The organism is Novosphingobium sp. (genome assembly GCF_031424035.1).
Taxonomy (GTDB): Bacteria; Pseudomonadota; Alphaproteobacteria; order Sphingomonadales; family Sphingomonadaceae; genus Novosphingobium.
In genome coordinates this window covers 1-16,716 of sequence record NZ_JANPGP010000035.1, presented here as the reverse complement: position 1 = coordinate 16,716, position 16,716 = coordinate 1, and the positions used below count along the sequence as shown (strand labels likewise).

General features: G+C 62.4%; 15 protein-coding genes and 1 pseudogene. 10 read left to right on the top strand and 6 right to left on the bottom strand.

Translation table 11 applies throughout. The features are described 5' to 3' along the window. The first annotated feature begins 65 nt into the window (after positions 1–65). The gene (locus tag RMO89_RS04995; protein ID WP_310531594.1) at positions 66–719 is read left to right on the top strand and encodes a carbonic anhydrase; all 654 of its coding nucleotides are present in this window, start codon (positions 66–68) and stop codon (positions 717–719) included. Between the two features lie 72 nt (positions 720–791). On the opposite strand, the gene RMO89_RS04990 is transcribed toward RMO89_RS04995, so the two are convergent. Then, positions 792–2,210, bottom strand: a complete 1,419-nt coding sequence (locus tag RMO89_RS04990) for a hypothetical protein (RefSeq protein WP_310531593.1) — start codon at positions 2,208–2,210, stop codon at positions 792–794. A 290-nt stretch (positions 2,211–2,500) separates the two neighbouring features. Between RMO89_RS04990 and gyrA the strand changes: the two genes are divergently transcribed. Next, the gene (gyrA, locus tag RMO89_RS04985; protein ID WP_310531701.1) at positions 2,501–5,236 is read left to right on the top strand and encodes a DNA gyrase subunit A; all 2,736 of its coding nucleotides are present in this window, start codon (positions 2,501–2,503) and stop codon (positions 5,234–5,236) included. Then, a complete protein-coding gene (locus tag RMO89_RS04980; protein WP_310531591.1) occupies positions 5,233–5,586 on the top strand; it encodes a DUF952 domain-containing protein in 354 nt (117 codons plus the stop codon). Before gyrA ends, RMO89_RS04980 begins: the two co-directional genes overlap by 4 nt. Before the next feature lie 194 nt (positions 5,587–5,780). Here RMO89_RS04980 and RMO89_RS04975 read toward each other — a convergent pair whose 3' ends face one another. After that, on the bottom strand, positions 5,781–6,440 hold the full coding sequence (locus RMO89_RS04975; RefSeq protein ID WP_310531590.1) for a lysoplasmalogenase family protein: 660 nt from the start codon (positions 6,438–6,440) through the stop codon (positions 5,781–5,783). Positions 6,441–6,493: 53 nt separating this feature from the next. Here RMO89_RS04975 and trmFO point away from each other — a divergent pair, with 53 nt between their 5' ends. Beyond that, positions 6,494–7,864, top strand: a complete 1,371-nt coding sequence (gene trmFO, locus RMO89_RS04970) for a methylenetetrahydrofolate--tRNA-(uracil(54)-C(5))-methyltransferase (FADH(2)-oxidizing) TrmFO (protein WP_310531589.1) — start codon at positions 6,494–6,496, stop codon at positions 7,862–7,864. 177 nt (positions 7,865–8,041) lie between these two features. Here the strand turns inward: trmFO and RMO89_RS04965 are convergent. Both RMO89_RS04965 and RMO89_RS04960 read right to left on the bottom strand, forming a co-directional pair. Next, positions 8,042–8,497, bottom strand: a pseudogene (locus RMO89_RS04965) (hypothetical protein); the annotation flags it as partial. A gap of 36 nt (positions 8,498–8,533) precedes the next feature. Beyond that, a complete protein-coding gene (locus RMO89_RS04960) occupies positions 8,534–9,196 on the bottom strand; it encodes a hypothetical protein (RefSeq protein WP_310531587.1) in 663 nt (220 codons plus the stop codon). Between the two features lie 167 nt (positions 9,197–9,363). Here RMO89_RS04960 and RMO89_RS04955 point away from each other — a divergent pair, with 167 nt between their 5' ends. The 6 genes from RMO89_RS04955 (at position 9,364) to RMO89_RS04930 (ending at position 15,198) form a co-directional block, all read left to right on the top strand. Continuing rightward, entirely contained in the window at positions 9,364–10,974 is a 1,611-nt protein-coding gene (locus RMO89_RS04955) for a pilus assembly protein TadG-related protein (RefSeq protein ID WP_310531586.1), read from the top strand. Further along, the gene (locus RMO89_RS04950) at positions 10,971–11,456 is read left to right on the top strand and encodes a TadE/TadG family type IV pilus assembly protein (RefSeq protein WP_310531585.1); all 486 of its coding nucleotides are present in this window, start codon (positions 10,971–10,973) and stop codon (positions 11,454–11,456) included. The genes RMO89_RS04955 and RMO89_RS04950 overlap by 4 nt, the downstream gene beginning before the upstream one ends. After that, positions 11,453–11,887 (top strand): TadE/TadG family type IV pilus assembly protein, encoded by a 435-nt coding sequence (locus RMO89_RS04945; protein ID WP_310531583.1) that lies wholly within the window; start codon positions 11,453–11,455, stop codon positions 11,885–11,887. Before RMO89_RS04950 ends, RMO89_RS04945 begins: the two co-directional genes overlap by 4 nt. A gap of 142 nt (positions 11,888–12,029) precedes the next feature. Next, complete coding sequence (locus RMO89_RS04940; protein ID WP_310531582.1) at positions 12,030–13,961, top strand: Tad domain-containing protein; 1,932 nt, start codon at positions 12,030–12,032, stop codon at positions 13,959–13,961. A 17-nt stretch (positions 13,962–13,978) separates the two neighbouring features. Continuing rightward, the gene (locus tag RMO89_RS04935; RefSeq protein WP_310531581.1) at positions 13,979–14,548 is read left to right on the top strand and encodes a TadE/TadG family type IV pilus assembly protein; all 570 of its coding nucleotides are present in this window, start codon (positions 13,979–13,981) and stop codon (positions 14,546–14,548) included. Further along, positions 14,545–15,198 (top strand): pilus assembly protein, encoded by a 654-nt coding sequence (locus RMO89_RS04930; protein WP_310531580.1) that lies wholly within the window; start codon positions 14,545–14,547, stop codon positions 15,196–15,198. The genes RMO89_RS04935 and RMO89_RS04930 overlap by 4 nt, the downstream gene beginning before the upstream one ends. Here RMO89_RS04930 and RMO89_RS04925 read toward each other — a convergent pair whose 3' ends face one another. Together RMO89_RS04925 and RMO89_RS04920 are read right to left on the bottom strand one after the other, a co-directional pair. After that, a complete protein-coding gene (locus tag RMO89_RS04925; RefSeq protein ID WP_310531579.1) occupies positions 15,199–16,521 on the bottom strand; it encodes a pyruvate dehydrogenase complex E1 component subunit beta in 1,323 nt (440 codons plus the stop codon). After that, on the bottom strand, positions 16,521–16,716 hold a 196-nt coding region (locus tag RMO89_RS04920), incomplete at its 5' end, for a thiamine pyrophosphate-dependent enzyme (protein ID WP_310531578.1). The genes RMO89_RS04925 and RMO89_RS04920, both read right to left, overlap by 1 nt.

The following is a 16,716-nucleotide window of genomic DNA, read 5'->3' as shown; positions in this document are numbered from 1 at the left end:
CGCCTGCCCATAGGCTGCAAAATGCCCTCTTGCCAGAGGCAATCGCCTTGCGCATGGGACTGCGCATGGCCGATGCAAAGTCCCCCCAACTCGACCGCCTGCTCGCAGGTTATCGCCGCTTTCGCCAATCTGGCTGGAATCCCAACCGCGAACGTTGGGCAACGCTGCGCGAAGGGCAAGAGCCCGAAATCATGGTCATCGCCTGCTCGGACAGCCGCGTTGACCCGTCGCAGATCTTTGACTTCGATCCGGGCGAGGCGTTCGTCGTACGTAACGTCGCCGCGATGGTCCCGCCTTTCGAGACGACGCCCGGTCACCACGGCGTTTCCGCCGCGCTGGAATTTGCGGTTCAGGTGCTCAAGGTGAAGGAAATCGTCGTCGTCGGTCACGGCATGTGCGGTGGCTGCAAGGCGGCGCTGACTCAGGAGCTGCGCGGCACCGAACCCGGCGAAGGCGGCTTCGTGGCTGACTGGATCGCCCTGCTCGACGAAGCGCGCGAAGAAGTCGCCGCCCAGCATGGCACCGAAGGCCGCGTAGCAGAGCGAGCGATGGAACAGGCCGGCGTCAAGGTCAGCTTGGAAAACCTGCGCACCTTCCCCTGCATCCAGCGCAAGGAAGCCAAAGGCGAGCTTACATTGCGCGGCGCATTTTTCGCCATCTCGGATGGGTTGCTCCACGTACTTGACGAGTATGACGGCCACTTCCACCCCGCCGATTGAGCCCCAGGCAGCGCGCAAACGGAAAGGGCGACGGTTTCCCGCCGCCCTTTCAATTCTGGCAGTGCCGCGTTTTTAGACGGCGGGCTTCATCTTCTGCGAGGCATAGACCGACCACAGGCGCGCCATCGGCTGGCGAATGCCGGTGATCCCGTCAAACATGGCCTTGGCTTCGGCATATTTCCCCTGATCGAACAGAGTGATGCCGATGCGAGTATTGACGCGCTGGACGTCAACGCCGCCCTTCTGCAAGGCAATCCGGTACAGCGCTTCAGCCTTGGCCGTCTGGCCATAGGACATCAGCGCGTCAGCCGTTGCGGAGATCGAGTTGCCCGTCGCGGTCGGCACCATCGCGCTCTTTTCGAGGCCCGGCAGCGTCGGCGTTTCCGTCCTCACTCGCTCATTGGCCTGCGACAGCGCTTCGGTCACCGAGATGTCGCTGCGCTGCAGCTTGCCGGCGGCGAGGCCTGCGTTCATCACAGTGAGAACTTCGCTCGGCAGGCGGCGCGGATCGGCAGCCTGGATGAATTCGAAGTAGTCAGAGCCGTCACTGAAGCTGTCGGTCCGCTGCATCAGGCGCATCAGGTCGAGGCGTTCCTGAACTTCGTACTTGGCAACAAGACGCAGGATCGAAATGGCACCCGCCCAATTTTCCTTGGTCGGATAGGCTTCCACCAACGCGTTAGAGAAGGCGCCGGCCTGATCAAGCATCTTGGCCTTGTAAGCGGCCGAAAGGCCACGGCGATACCATTCCTGCGGAGCGACAGTACCCGAAGCGCTGCGCGCCTTGATCCCGGCCATCAGGCGGTCGAGTCCAACCTGGACCTGTCCTTGCTGGATGTAAGAGTCGGCCAGCAGGACTTCGGTGGCGTCACCCTTGTAACCCATCTTCACCGCAGCATCGAGCTGCGTGACGGCGCAGGCGTAATCCTTGAGATCATAGCAGATCGAACCGATCGCGTTCTGCAGCTTGGGCGTGTCGGCAGCCGGATACTTGCCCGAGACCAGCATCGCTTCATAACCGCTACGGACGATCTTCATGTCCTGTGCGGCAAGTCCCAAACCCGAAAGCAGCTGACCGGCGACAAAGTTGTCATCCGGAGTCGTCGCGGCGCCCTTGAGCGCTTCGATCTGCGTGCGTTCGGCCGAGAAAGCGGTGAGCAGGCTGGCAAGCGCAGCTTCACGCTGGGTCATAGCAGTTTTGCGAGCGGCTGAGCCTTGGGCAGCGTTGTAGGCATCAGTTGCCGTCTTGACGGCCTGCTGGGCAGCGACAACGTCAGGCCGCACCTTGGCCGTGTCGAGGCTCTTCTGCGCAGCAATTGCCAGCGGCTGGAAGGCCTTCGACATCTGGATCTTGGAAGCGGCAGGCGCGGCGGCCTCCTTTTCCTTCTTGGCGGCATTGGCCGGCATGGCCACCGCTGCCGAAGCAGCGGCAAGCGCCAAGGCAATGGCACCGCGCGAAAGCAGGCCTGAGCGCCGGGAAATGGCGGACATGGGCAGTATTCTCCTCCAAAGTGCCCGCCGCGACTGTCGTGGCGGACTGCAAGACTTCATCCCCAGCAATGGCCGGGAAATGGGCCTTTTGCAATGCTGGCATGCCTAGAATTTGCCCGGTGAATGCCAATTGAATGGCTCGTGCAGCGAGCAGACGGCAATGTGTGGAAAAACGGGGCGTAAAGGGACGGCAAAGGCACGCCGCGCTGGCCCTTTGCGGCGCATTCGCCTAGGGCCACGGAACCGAAAACAGAACAAAGATTACCGCAGCAGTGAGCGATGAAACCGAAATGCCTGTAGTGCCGCAACCGGCAGAGGAATTCACCCGCGTCGACATCGTCGACGAGATGAAGTCCAGCTACCTCGATTACGCGATGAGCGTGATCGTGGCGCGCGCCCTGCCCGATGTTCGCGACGGTCTGAAGCCGGTTCACCGCCGCATCCTGTTCGCCGCGCAGGAAGGCGGCATGGTCGCGGGAAGGCCCTATCGCAAGAGCGCCAAGATCGTCGGCGACGTGATGGGCAACTACCACCCGCACGGCGATACCGCGATTTACGACGCGCTGGCCCGCATGACGCAGGACTGGTCGATGCGCCTGCCGCTGATCGACGGTCAGGGCAACTTCGGCTCGATGGATCCCGATCCACCGGCTTCGATGCGCTACACCGAAGCGCGCCTTGCCCGCGTTGCCAATGCCCTGCTCGACGATCTCGACAAGGATACCGTCAACTTCATCGACAACTACGATGGCTCCCGCCAGGAACCGTCGGTCCTCCCGGCCCGCTTCCCCAACCTGCTGGTCAACGGCGCCGGCGGCATCGCGGTCGGCATGGCGACCAACATTCCGCCGCACAATCTGGGCGAAGTGATCGACGGCTGCCTCGCCTATATCGAGAATCCCGCGATCACGACCGAGGAACTGATCGAGATCATCCCCGGGCCGGACTTCCCGACCGCGCCGATGATCCTTGGTCAGGCCGGAGCGCGTTCCGCTTATCTGACCGGGCGCGGTTCCGTGCTCCAGCGTTGCCGCTACGAGATCGAGGAAGGCCGAGGCGACCGCCGCTCGATCATTCTCACCTCGATGCCCTATCAGGTCGGCAAATCGGGGCTGGTCGAAAAGATTGCCGAAGCCGCCAAGGACAAGCGGATCGAAGGCGTTTCCGACATTCGCGACGAATCGAGCCGCCTTGGCGTGCGCGTCGTCATCGAACTGAAGCGCGATGCGACGCACGAAGTCGTGCTCAACCAGTTGTGGCGGCATACGCCAGCCCAGTCGAGCTTCCCGGCGAACATGCTGGCCATCCGTGGCGGCCGCCCCGAAACGCTGACGCTGCGCGAATTCATCAGCGCCTTCATCACCTTCCGCGAGGAAGTGATTACCCGCCGCACCAAGTTCGAACTGAACAAGGCGCGTGACCGGGCGCACATCTTGCTCGGCCTCGTCATTGCGGTGACCAACCTCGACGAAGTCGTGCGCATCATCCGCGCCGCGCCGAATCCGGCAGCGGCCCGCGCGGCCCTCGTCACCCGCGAATGGCCGATCGGCGATATTGCCCAGTACATCCGTCTGGTCGAAGCGATCGAGCCCGATGCCGAGCAGAGCGGCGGCACCTATCGCCTGTCCGAAGCGCAAGTGAAGGCGATCCTCGACCTGCGCCTGCACCGCCTCACCGCGCTGGGCCGCGACGAGATCGGCGGCGAGCTCAAGTTGCTGGCGATTGCGATCGAGGAATACCTCGCGATCCTTGGGGACCGGAAGAAGCTCTATGCCGTGATGGTGCAGGAACTCACCGAAATCCGCGCCGCCTATGCCACGCCGCGCAAGTCCGAGATCGCCCCCGCATGGGACGGCATCGACGACGAAGACCTGATCGAGCGCGAGGAAATGGTCGTTACCGTGACCATGGACGGCTATATCAAGCGCACCCCGCTTGCCACTTTCCGCGCGCAAAATCGCGGCGGCAAGGGCCGTGCCGGCATGGCGACCAAGGATGAGGACGTGGTGCAGACCATGTTCGTCTGTTCGACTCACAATCCGGTGCTGTTCTTCTCGACCGCCGGCAAGGTTTACCGCCTCAAGGTGTGGAAGCTGCCCGAAGGCGGGCCGGCCACGCGCGGGCGGCCCATCGTCAACCTGCTCCCGGCGCTCGACAAGGACGAGACGATCCAGACCGTTCTCGCCCTGCCCGAGGACGAGGCGGAATGGGGCAACCTCTCGGTCGTCTTCGCCACGGCCAAGGGCAATGTCCGCCGCAACTCGATGGACTCGTTCGCCAACGTGCCCTCGAACGGCAAGTTCGCCATGCGCTTTGAAGAGGGCAGCGAAGATCGCCTGATCGGCGTCGCCCTGCTCGATCCGACCGACGACGTGCTGCTCGCCAGCCGCTCCGGCAAGGCGATCCGCTTTGCCGGCGACGAAGTGCGCGAGTTCACCAGCCGCACCTCCACCGGCGTGCGCGGCATGCTGCTCAAGGGCGACGACGAGGTGATCAGCCTGTCGATCCTCCACCGCGTTGGCACCATCGCGGAAGAGCGCGAACAATATGTCCGCTTCGCCCCGTGGAAGGGCGAAAAGGAAGGCGAACCTTCGCTGACGGGCGAACGCATGACCGAACTGGCGGAGCGCGAACAGTTCATCCTTACCGTCTGCGCCAATGGCTATGGAAAGATGAGCTCCGCCTATGAATATCGCCGCACGGGCCGTGGTGGTCAGGGCATCACCAATATCGACAATATTGGCCGTAACGGGCCTGTCGTCGCCAGCTTCCCGGCGGTTCAGGCCGACCAGCTGATGCTTGTTACCGATCAGGCCAAGCTGATCCGCCTGCCACTCGAGTCGCTGCGCGTGATCGGGCGCGGTTCGGCCGGGGTCCGCCTGTTCAGCGTCGCCGACGCGGAACATGTGGTCAGCGCCGTGCGTTTGGCTGATTCCGGCGAGGATGAGACCGAGGTCGAGGATATCGAAGCGACCGAGGCAGCCCCCGAAGCCCCGACAGACGATGCGGAACCCGCTGCCGAATGAGTGAACTCCCCCTCACCGCCTACAAGGTCCTGACCGGGCCGCAGATGGCCGAACTGGAAGAGGCCGGCGTGTTCAAGGGCGCGCCGGTTGATCTCTCCGATGGCTACATCCACTTGTCGACCGCCGCGCAACTGACCGAAACGGTCGACAAGCATTTCGACGGGCAGGATGACCTGCATATCGTCGCGGTCGATCTCGAAGCGCTGGGCGGCGCGGTGAAGTGGGAACCATCGCGCGGCGGGCAGATGTTCCCGCATATCTATGGTGACCTGCCGCTATCCGCCGCCGTGGCCTACAGCCCCCTGCACCGCGACGACGACGGCACAGTGCGGCTGCCTGTCGCGGGCTAGGCTTGCGGGCTTTGCCCGATCCAAGAGTGTCGTCATGCTGAACTTGTTTCAGCATCCATCAGGCCGCACGCTCGGCGCGGTGAATATTATGCAGCCTCTCGGTCGCTCTTCGCAACGAGGCTTAGGGGCGACACTTGAAATGGATGCTGAAACAAGTTCAGCATGACGAGTTGGTAAAGGAGCAGTTGACCTGTTCAACGAATTGGCTCGCGTCTCAAGACGCCCAGCACACCGAGGCAGATCATCAGCTGCCCTATATAATAGAGCGGCCAGATCAGCAGGTGCGGCAAGGCGCTATCCGCCAGCGGGCCGCCCTCCGCGAAGATCAGCAGATCAGACAGCACGAACAGCACCGCACCAATCCCGACTGAATAACGCGAAAACCGGCTGGTCCACGCCGCCGCTGCCATCAGTCCAAGCGCCAGTGCATAGACCAGAACCATCGGGGCCGATGCGCGGTCGGCGGGCAGGCTCCAGCCGGCGAATGGCACGGTTACGAGGATCACCAAGGCGAGCATCATCTGGCTGGTCGTCAACCGTTCACGCCGGAACCTCAGATAGAGAACCACGGCGAGCAGGTGGCCGATCAGGAAGGCGGCGGCTCCGGCGACCGTGTCGAACTCGATCAGCATGTCGCCCAACGCGCCCAGCGCCATGACGCCCGCCAACATCGCGCCGTTTCGTCCGGGTCCGTACAGCAGGGAGAGCAGGGCCAGCATCCCGACTCCGGTGCCTTTCAGGATGATAAGCGCCACAGGCATGGGATCAGCGGAGCGCAGCAAGTAGAAAGCAATCGCGGCGATCACACTCGCCGCGATCAGTGTTTTACCCCGGGTGTCGAATGTCGAAATCATCGGGCCAGCTAACCCCTGTCCAAGCAGGGCCGCAAGGGCTAGAGGCTGGCTCCATGCAATATGACGTGCACATCATCGGCGGCGGGCTCGCCGGAAGCGAGGCAGCGTGGCAGCTCGCGCGGCGCGGGCTCAAGGTTCGCTTGTCGGAAATGCGCGGAGCCGGAGACAGGTCGCCCGCGCACCAGACCGATCAGCTGGCCGAACTGGTCTGCTCGAATTCGTTCCGTTCGGACGACGACACGTCGAACGCGGTCGGCCTGCTGCATCATGAAATGCGTGCGCTCGATTCGCTGGTCATGGCTGCCGCCGCCAAGGCGCGCGTGCCCGCCGGATCGGCGCTGGCGGTCGACCGCGATGTTTTCTCGGCTCAGGTCGAAGCCGCGTTGGCCGGCCTGCCCAATCTTACCGTGGTGCGTGAACGCATCGATACCCTGCCCGCAGCCGGCCTGACCATCGTCGCCACCGGGCCGCTGACAGCAGAGAGCCTTGCTGGGTCCATCGGCCGTGCCACCGGCGCGGAAAGCCTCGCCTTTTTCGATGCCATCGCGCCGATCGTCTATCGCGACTCTATCGACATGGACGTCGCCTGGATGGCCAGTCGCTGGGACAAGGGTGCCGAGGCCAGCTTTGAAATGGGCGGCGACGGGCGCGACTATATCAATTGCCCGATGACCCGCGAGCAATACGCGGAATTCCACGCCGGACTGATGGCGGGCGAAAAGACCGAGTTCAAGGAGTGGGAGGCGAACACACCCTACTTCGATGGCTGCATGCCTATCGAGGTCATGGCATCGCGCGGCGTCGAAACCCTGCGCTTCGGGCCGATGAAGCCGGTCGGGCTCGATAACCCGCACTGGGCGACCGAGGAGCATCCCAATGGCCGCTGGCCCTATGCCGTGGTCCAGCTGCGGCAGGACAACAAGCTGGGCACGCTGTGGAACATGGTCGGCTTCCAGACCAAGCTGAAGCACGCCGAACAGGTGCGCCTGTTCCGCACGATCCCGGGGCTGGAAAATGCGGAATTCGCGCGGCTGGGCGGGCTGCACCGCAATACGTTCCTCAATTCGCCGACGCTTCTCGACCGGCAATTGCGGCTGAAGTCTGCGCCGCACATCCGCTTTGCCGGGCAGATCACCGGCTGCGAAGGCTATGTCGAAAGCTCGGCCGTCGGCCTGATCGCCGGGTTGATGACGGCCTGCGAACTGGCGGGCACCGATTGGCAAGCGCCGCCGGCCACCACGGCGTTGGGCGCGCTTCTCTCGCATATCACCGGCGATGCCGAGGCGGACAGCTATCAGCCGATGAACGTCAACTTCGGCCTGTTCCCGCCGCTGCACGATGTGAAGAAGAAGGCGCGCAAGGCGGCTTATACGGACCGGGCCAAGGCAGATTTGTCAGATTGGAAGCAGGCCGCCACGCTGTAAAGTCGTCCCGGACTTGACCCGGGACCGGCGGAACGCTGGCGCGAACGTGAAGGCTGAGCAATTTGGCCAGCAGTCCCGGTCAAACCCCGAACGGCGCGCCTATTCCTCGCTCTCTTCGTCTGCCGACTCGGTCGCCGCAGCGCGGTTATTGGTCGCCCGCGCCTTGGCTGTCGGCCCACAATTGCACGCGGGCTTCGCTTTCGCCTTTGGCTTGGTCTTCGTGAATTCACCGCGGTCCAGATTGCCATCGCCGTTGCCGTCCGCGCCTTTGAAGCGATTGGAGGTTTTCACCGCCCACTCTTCAAAGCTCAGGAGGTTGTTGCCATCGGCATCGAGCTTGCGGAAGCCGGCGATGCGCGGTGTGAGCATTTCGATGCGGGTGATCTTGTCGTCGCGGTTGCGGTCAAGCCGGTCGAAGCGGCGCTGTTCCTTGGTCGCTTCGCTGGCCGCCGGCGGCAATGCCCCGCGCAGGCCCTGCCCGGTTGCATCAGGCAGACCTTCGTCCGCCGGCAATCCCCCCGGAACGGCGGGCGGCGGCTCGCCGATGTCGAGCGCGGCGCGGCCCTGCCACCAGAACAAGCCCGTAGCGACGAGCAGCAGGGCGGCGAAAGCTCCCATGACAGTGCGATTCATCGCTGATTCTCCGTGAAAAGCCTTAGTGCCAAGTCCTTAGCGGCCTAGCAAGCCCGCGCGCATGGCTGTGAACAGGGCCGCAGGTGTGGTCAGCTGCGCCGCCCCGCCCTTACGCGCGGCACGGTGGTTCACACGTTGGAGCACGAGCAAAGGACGCAGCCCCCTTGGCAGGCCGGCAGGCGCAGGGCCATCCGCCAGCCCCTCCAGAGCCAGCGCTTGTTCGTGCGGATCGCCGAGGTGGCAAGCGAGGTCCGCCATGGCCCATGAACGAGCCAGATCGGGCGCCGGATCAGCCAGTCCCAGACAGGCTGCCAGCGCGGATATTCCTGCCGCCCTGCCCTCGGCAAAGCAATCCAGCGCAGCCAGCGGCAGGGGGGGATCGCCTAGCAGCGCCTCCCAACCATCGACCAATGGCGAAAGCGCACTCCCCCCATCCGGCCAGTCAGCAAACCTGGCGAGCAAGGGCTCACCGCGCGGGCGATCGCGGGGCGGTTGCTCCAGCCGCTCGCGCCACCAGGCCAGACGGATCTGCGCCAGCACCGGATCGCGCGCCTGCCGCAGCAGTCCGGCAAGTCGAGCATCCAGCGCAAGAAAGGTCAGCCAGGCCGGCTTGGCGGGGCCGGGAGCATAGGCCAGCGCCAGGCGATAAAGCGGCGAAAGCCCGTCGATCAGCGCAGCATCCATGCCCAGCGCGTTCATGCCTTGGCCGCTCGCTGTCAAGTGCGGGCCGGCTTCGGGGCGAGATTCGCAGCAATCTGCCACCTTCCGCAGCGTTAACCGAACCTTTGCAATGAAGCGTTTACCAGCACCTACGTATTAGGGCCAATACGCCACGTGCCAAAAATGGGCCTGAGCAAGGTAATCCGATGTTTGACAGAGCGCGAAAGATTTTCCGGGATCTGGTCAGCAACGCCAGTGGCAATGCGGCTCTGGTCGTGGCGATCAGCATGCCGGCAATCATTGGCGGTGGCGGGCTTGCCGTCGATACGGCCCAATGGTTTCTGTGGAAGCGCGAATTGCAGGTCGCGGTCGATCAGGCGGCGATCGCCGGTGCTTGGGCACGCACCAGTTCATCGACCATTTCCACCTACCAGACCCGCGCAATCCAGGAATACAACGCCAACATCCAGACCGTTGGGGACTTCGACGCTACGCCAACGGTGACGCTGGGCAACTATGGCACAGGCTTGAACAATGCCGTCACCGTCGAAGCTTCGGCGAGCAAGTCGCTGCCCTTTTCGAGCTTTTTGACCGGCAGCTCAGTGACGGTAAAGGTCAGCGCAAAGGCCGCCACCTCGGCGGGAACGAACTATTCCGGCTGTATTGTCGCGCTGCATCCATCGATGCAAGGTGCCTTTACCCTTGGCGGCAATGCCAGCGGCTCCGCAACTTGCGGCGTTGTCGCGCTTTCAACGCACGCGACGGCAGCAATGGTCAAGAACGGATCCTCCACGGCGCAGCTGGGCATGCTGGTTGCGGGCGGCGGCATTGACAGCGAATTCTCGAGCAATGGCACCATGCACCCCAACAGCGGCGGCCTGACCAATCCGCTCGGGTCCATTCCCCAACCGAACCCCAGCCCCAGCCCGGCCCAGACCTATTCGTGTCCTTCTGTTTCGGCGGCCAGCACATCCACCAAGGCAACCAAGCGGGTTTCGACGGTTACGACCTATCAGTACCACACCGGCAACAATTCCAATCAGGCGCTGGCATCGGCCAATGCCGGAACCAACACGACGACCTGGTCGCCGGCAACCGCCGGTTCGTCTGACGCCGGAACAGCGATCAGCAATGCAGAAGTTCCGTCCGGCTCGGTAAACGGATCGACGTCGGTAACCAGCTATTCCTATGTGCGACAGGTCAGCACGTCGCCCAAGAAGTATGAAATCAAGAAGATCGTCACAACAACGACCCTCAGCGATGTCACCACCACCACGACGGCCGGTTCAGACGGCATCGCCCGCCCTCAGCCGGGGACATATGGAGCCATCAGCGTCGCCTGCGAGACCCATTTCCAGCCGGGAATCTATGTTGTCGATTCTATCGATTTCGGCCAGAATCAGGTAGTGACTGGCACTGACGTCATGTTCGTCATCAAGACTTCGAACGGCATGCACATCAATTCGAATTCCGACGTGACGTTGAGCGGAATCACCAAGGAAACCCTGGTGAACACCTATGGCTTCACCAACGCGGTTGCCGACACGCTGGCATCGCTGGTCTTCCATGATCAGGATTCAACCGAACAGATCAAGCTGAACGGCAATTCCGACGTCGTGTTGAACGGGATCCTCTATACGCCCAAGCGGGAAATCTGGTTCAACGGCACCACCGCAGTTTCCGGTGTGTGCATGATGGTGGTGGCCAACAACGTGACGATCACCGGCGCGACCGACTTCAACAATTTCTGCATTCCCGCAGGTGCCAACATCCTTGATGCCGGCGGCGCAGAATCCGTAGTGACGCTGGTTTCATGATGGGCCTGAAGCGAATCCTTTCCGGCCTGGCTGGCGACAAGCTGGGCGCGGTTTCACTGGAGACCGCGCTGATTGCGCCAGTGCTTCTGAGCATGTCAGTGGGATCCTATGAAGCCAGCCGCATTGTCGCCCGGCAATCGGAACTGCAGATCGCTTCAGCCGAGGCGTCGTCCGTTGCGCTGGCCTCTGAACCGACCAGTCCTTCGCGCCGCGCAACCCTGAAAGGGATCCTGCAGACATCCACCGGACTTGATCAGGACCATGTCGCGGTTGACGCGGCATATCGGTGCGGGTCGACGACTACATATGCCACCGATGCAACCGGGTGCGGCACCAACCTTATCAGTTCTTACATCAAGATATCGCTGACTGACAGCTATGCCCCGGTCTGGACACAGTTCGGCATTGGCAATGCAGTTCCGCTCAACGTCACGCGCTATGTCATGATCAAGCAGCAGACCACATCGACGGACGCGATATGATCAAGCGCCGCGCAAATTGCATTGTCCGCGACTCCAGCGGCTCTGTTGCGATCGAATTCGCCTTGCTCATCCCCGTTCTGATCACGATGATGCTCGGCGTCTTCCAGATCGGCATCACGATGAACAGCTACAACGCCATGCGCAGCGCGGCGGCCGATATTTCCCGATATGCCGTGGTGCAGTACCAGACCGGAAGCTACCGCGATACCAACGACCTGACGACCACGGCGCGGACCATGGCGACTTCGGCACCCTATATGCTCGATACGTCCCGGCTGACGATCAGCGTCAGCCGTCCCGTGACCCAGCGCGTTGCAGGCACGACCGAATTGTCGGTATCGATCCGATACAACGCCCCATCGGTCATGAACCTGATTGGCGTCAGCGACATCCCGCTCAGCTATTCACAACCGGTGTTCCTGGTCGAATAGGCCCCGATTGCGGTTCCGGGCATGTGGTTTCGAGCGCTAAGTAAAAACGCACTCGGTCAACAAATTAACCCTCAGAATTAACGAAGCCGTTACAGGCCCTGATCTATTGCGGCAGCGTACCGGGAAACCTCAGGTGGGGCGCATGCGCTTTTCGAACGGCAGGGATATGGCACGGCAGGCAGCGCGATTCTTCGCGCGGCTTTCGCGCGACCAGGCCGGCAATACCCTGATGATCGTTGCGTTCGCGCTCGTCCCGATCCTTGCCATGATCGGCGGCGGGATCGACATGGGCCGCGGCTATCTGTCGCAAAGCCGTTTGCAGCAGGCCTGCGATGCCGGCGTGCTCGCCGCGCGCAAGAAGCTGGGCAGCGACATCATCACCACCGCCACGCCGACCAGCGACGTCCAGGCCGAAGGCGACAAGTTGTTCAACGCGAACTTCAAGTCTGGTTCCTATGGCACCGGCACCCGCAGTTTCACGATGAATATCGAGGCCAATTACTCGATCACCGGCAACGCAAATGTCCAGGTGCCGACCACGCTGATGGCGCTGTTCGGCTATACCCAGCTTAACATCGCGGTAACCTGCCAGGCCAAACTGAACTTTTCCAACACCGACGTTATGATGGTGCTCGATACCACCGGGTCGATGACAGAAACCAACGCCGGAGACAGCAAATCCAAGATCGAAGTGCTGCGCGATGTGGTAAAGGGTTTCCACGCCCGGCTTGAAGCTGCCAAGACCCCCGGTACGCGGATGCGCTATGGCTTTGTGCCCTACTCGACCAACGTCAACGTGGCCGGGCTGCTCCAGTCGGGCTGGATGGCCGACACCAACGTGTTCCACGGTCGCGAAGCGCGCGACACGGGCAATACGGTGATCGTCCCGCAATATCAGCAAAACTGGATCTACGAGAGCGGAGGCTTTGCCTATGGCACGGCCTATTCCGCCGTATCGTGCCCGTCAGGCTATCCGACCTGGACCGAAATTGCGCGGTGGACCGATCCTGACGGGACGGTGAACATTCGCTATGTCGTCAACGGGACGGGGTACAACTGCTCGACCACGGCAGAAGGGTACATCTCCGTTCAGCCCTATACCTATACGAATTACACCTATGTTTATACCGAGAAGCGGCTCGGCGACAAAAAGGTCAAGGACTACGACTGGACTTACAAGCCCTACACACTTGATGTCAGCACCTTCAAGGATAGCAACGCCAGCAAGCCCCCGAAAGGCGGCAAGATTTCGGTCGATATGGGCGGCTATCCCGAGAAGGTCGACAAGCTGGATGCCTGGTACAGCGGCTGCATCGAAGAACGCGCCACCTACGTGATTACGGACTATGCCAATGTCGACCTGACCCGGGCGCTTGATCTCGACATCGATACGGTTCCGACTGCCGGAAACCCTGATACCCAGTGGAAATTCAGGCTGCCCGACGTGGCCTGGGCGCGCGGCATCGACTGGTGGAACTGGTCGTCATGGCCTTGGTCAGTCGGACCGATCAACTATGATGGCGACTACATTCACGCAGGCTGGAATGGCTATGCCGCCTGCCCGGCACCTGCCGCCAAGCTGAGCGAAATGAACGCCACCGCTGTGTCCAACTATGTCGATAGCCTGGTGCCCGCGGGCAGCACATATCACGACATCGGCATGATCTGGGGCGGCCGCCTGCTTTCGCCCACCGGCCTGTTCGCCACAGAAAACGCGGACGTCGGCGGATCGGCCACGCACCGCCACCTGATCTTCCTGACCGACGGCCTGACCGCACCACTCGAGCTGTCCTATGGAACCTATGGCATCGAGCCGCTGACCCAGCGCCGCTGGAATTCGGCCTCGCCCTACACCTTGACCCAGACGGTCGAGAACCGTTTCACCGTGGCCTGCAACGAAGTGAAGAAGAAGAACATCACCGTCTGGGTGATCAGCTTCGGGCTCGATCTCAACCCGGTGCTGGCTGACTGCGCCGGCCCCGGCAAGTCCTTCAGCGCCAAGGATGCCGCCACGCTCAATAACGTCTTCACCAAGATCGCCGAAGCCATGGGCGACCTGCGGATTTCCAAGTGATCACCTTGCGCGCCCTGATGCGCGACACAGGTGGTGTTACGGTCATCGAATTCGCCCTGATCGCGCCGGTCCTGCTGGTCTTGTTGATGGGCACGTATGACCTCGGTTACCAGCTCTATGCCACCTCGGTGTTGCAGGGGGCGCTTCAGAAAGCGGGCCGTGATTCGACGATCGAAGGGGCGGCGACCTCCACCTCCACGATCGACCAGCGCGTGACAGACCAAATCAAGATGGTCGTGCCCAACGCCACGCTGGCTTACGCGCGCAAGGCCTATGCAACCTTCGGATCCGTCTCGAAGCCCGAGGATTTTACGGACGTCAACGGCAACGGCTCCTGTGACAAGGGTGAACCTTACGAGGACATCAACGGCAACAACAAGTGGGACACTGACCGGGGCAAGACAGGCCAGGGCGGCGCCAAGGATGCAGTGCTCTATTCGGTGACCATGACCTATCCGCGCCCGCTCGCGGTTGCGCCGATGGTGGGCCTTTCGAACACCGTTACGGTGAAGACCCAGACCGTGCTGCGCAACCAGCCGTTCGGCATCCAGGACCTGACCAAGGTCAACAGGAACTGTCCGCCATGAAAAAACTGCGTCCATTTCTGCGCCACTTGGGCATTTCGGAGCGCGGCGTCGCGGCGGTCGAATTTGCCCTGATCGCGCCGATCCTGCTGACAACCCTTCTGTATGGCGGGGAAATGGCGTGGTACATGATGGTCAACCTGCGGGTGAGCCAGGTGACGCTGCAGGTAGCCGACAACGCCTCGCGCATCGGTGACACGTCGAGCCTGACCAACCGCAAGATCTACGAAGGCGACATCAACGACGTGATGATTGGCGCCCAGCTCGATGGCGGCGACGCGCTGAACCTGCTGTCCAGCGCGCGGGTCATTGTCTCGAGCCTCGAAGTCAACTCCGCCGGCAAGCAGTACATCCACTGGCAGCGCTGCAAGGGCTTGAAGAACGTCGCCTCCAGCTATGGCGTGCAAGGCGATCTCAAGCCGACCGGCATCGGACCAACGGGCCAGGAAGTCCTCGCGCCGGTGGGCGACGGGGTGATCTTCGTCGAGGTCGTCTATGACTACAAGCCGCTGATTTCCGCCGCGCTGATCGCCAACAAGACCATCCGGTCGACCGCCGCCTTCAACGTGCGCGACAGTCGCGACCTGACGCAAGTCTATCAGACCAACCCCGCCGGAACCGTTGCCAGCTGCTCGACTTTCAGCGCGACCTGATTACTTGTAGCAGACCTTGCGCACCGCCGCGGCAATGCGCGCCGGATCGATGATCGCCGCCTTCTCAAGGTTCGCGGCATAGGGCAGCGGCACATCCTCGTTGCAGACACGCAGCACAGGGGCATCGAGGTGGTCGAAACCTTCCTCCATGCAGATCGCCATGATTTCCGACGCAATGCCGCAGACCGGCCAGCCTTCCTCGGCAATGACGAGGCGGTTTGTCTTGGCCAGGCTCTTGAGCACGGCCTCGCGGTCAAGCGGGCGCAGGGTGCGCAGGTCGAGTACCTCGGCGTCGATCCCCTCGCCTGCCAGCACTTCCGCCGCGTCAAGCGACCAGCCGACGGCGATGGAATAGGACACGATCGTCACGTCCTTGCCTTCGCGCATGACGCGGGCCTTGCCGATGGGGATGACGTGGTCATCTTCCTCGGCGATCTCGAAATTGCGGCCATAGACCAGCTCGTTTTCGAGGAAGACCACCGGATCGTCGCTGCGGATCGCCGCCTTGAGCAGGCCCTTGGCGTCCGACGCATCGAACGGCGCGATTACGATCAGGCCGGGGACCGAGGCATACCACGGACCATAGTTCTGGCTGTGCTGCGCGCCGACACGGCTGGCCGCGCCGTTGGGTCCGCGGAACACGATCGGGCAGCGCATCTGGCCGCCGGACATGTAATTGGTCTTGGCCGCCGAATTGATGACGTGGTCAATCGCCTGCATGGCGAAGTTGAAGGTCATGAATTCGACGATTGGGCGCAGGCCGCCCATCGCCGCGCCGGTGCCGATGCCGGCAAAGCCGTATTCGGTGATCGGCGTATCAATCACGCGTTTCGGCCCGAATTCGTCGAGCAGGCCCTGCGTAACCTTGTAGGCGCCCTGATACTGCGCGACCTCTTCGCCCATGACGAAGACACGGTCGTCGCGGCGCATTTCCTCGGCCAAGGCATCGCGCAGGGCCTCGCGCACGGTGATCGTCTTCATGTTCGACTTGGCGGGCGCGGGTGTGGCCTCAACCGGAGCAGCCTCAACCGGCGCGGCTTCGGCGACTGGCGCAGGCGCAGCGGCGGTTGGCGAAGCGATATCGCCATCACCAATCACAGCGATGACCGTTCCCACCTTCACGCCCTCGGTGCCTTCGGCCACGAGGATCCTGCCGATCGTGCCTTCATCGACGGCTTCGAATTCCATCGTCGCCTTGTCAGTCTCGATCTCGGCGAGAATGTCGCCGGACTTGACCTCATCGCCTTCCTTGACGAGCCAGCGCGCGAGCTTGCCCTCTTCCATCGTCGGCGAGAGCGCGGGCATCTTGAGTTCGACGGCCATCAGTAACGCTCCACCAGAACGTCGGTGTACAATTCGCCCATCTCCGGCTCGGGTGAGCTTTCGGCAAAATCGGCGGCTTCGGAAACGCGGGTGCGGATTGCCTTGTCGATGTCCTTGAGCTTGTCCTCGGACATGCCGCGGGCGATCAGTTCAACCTTCGCGGCTTCGATCGGATCGTGCTTTTCGCGCATTTCC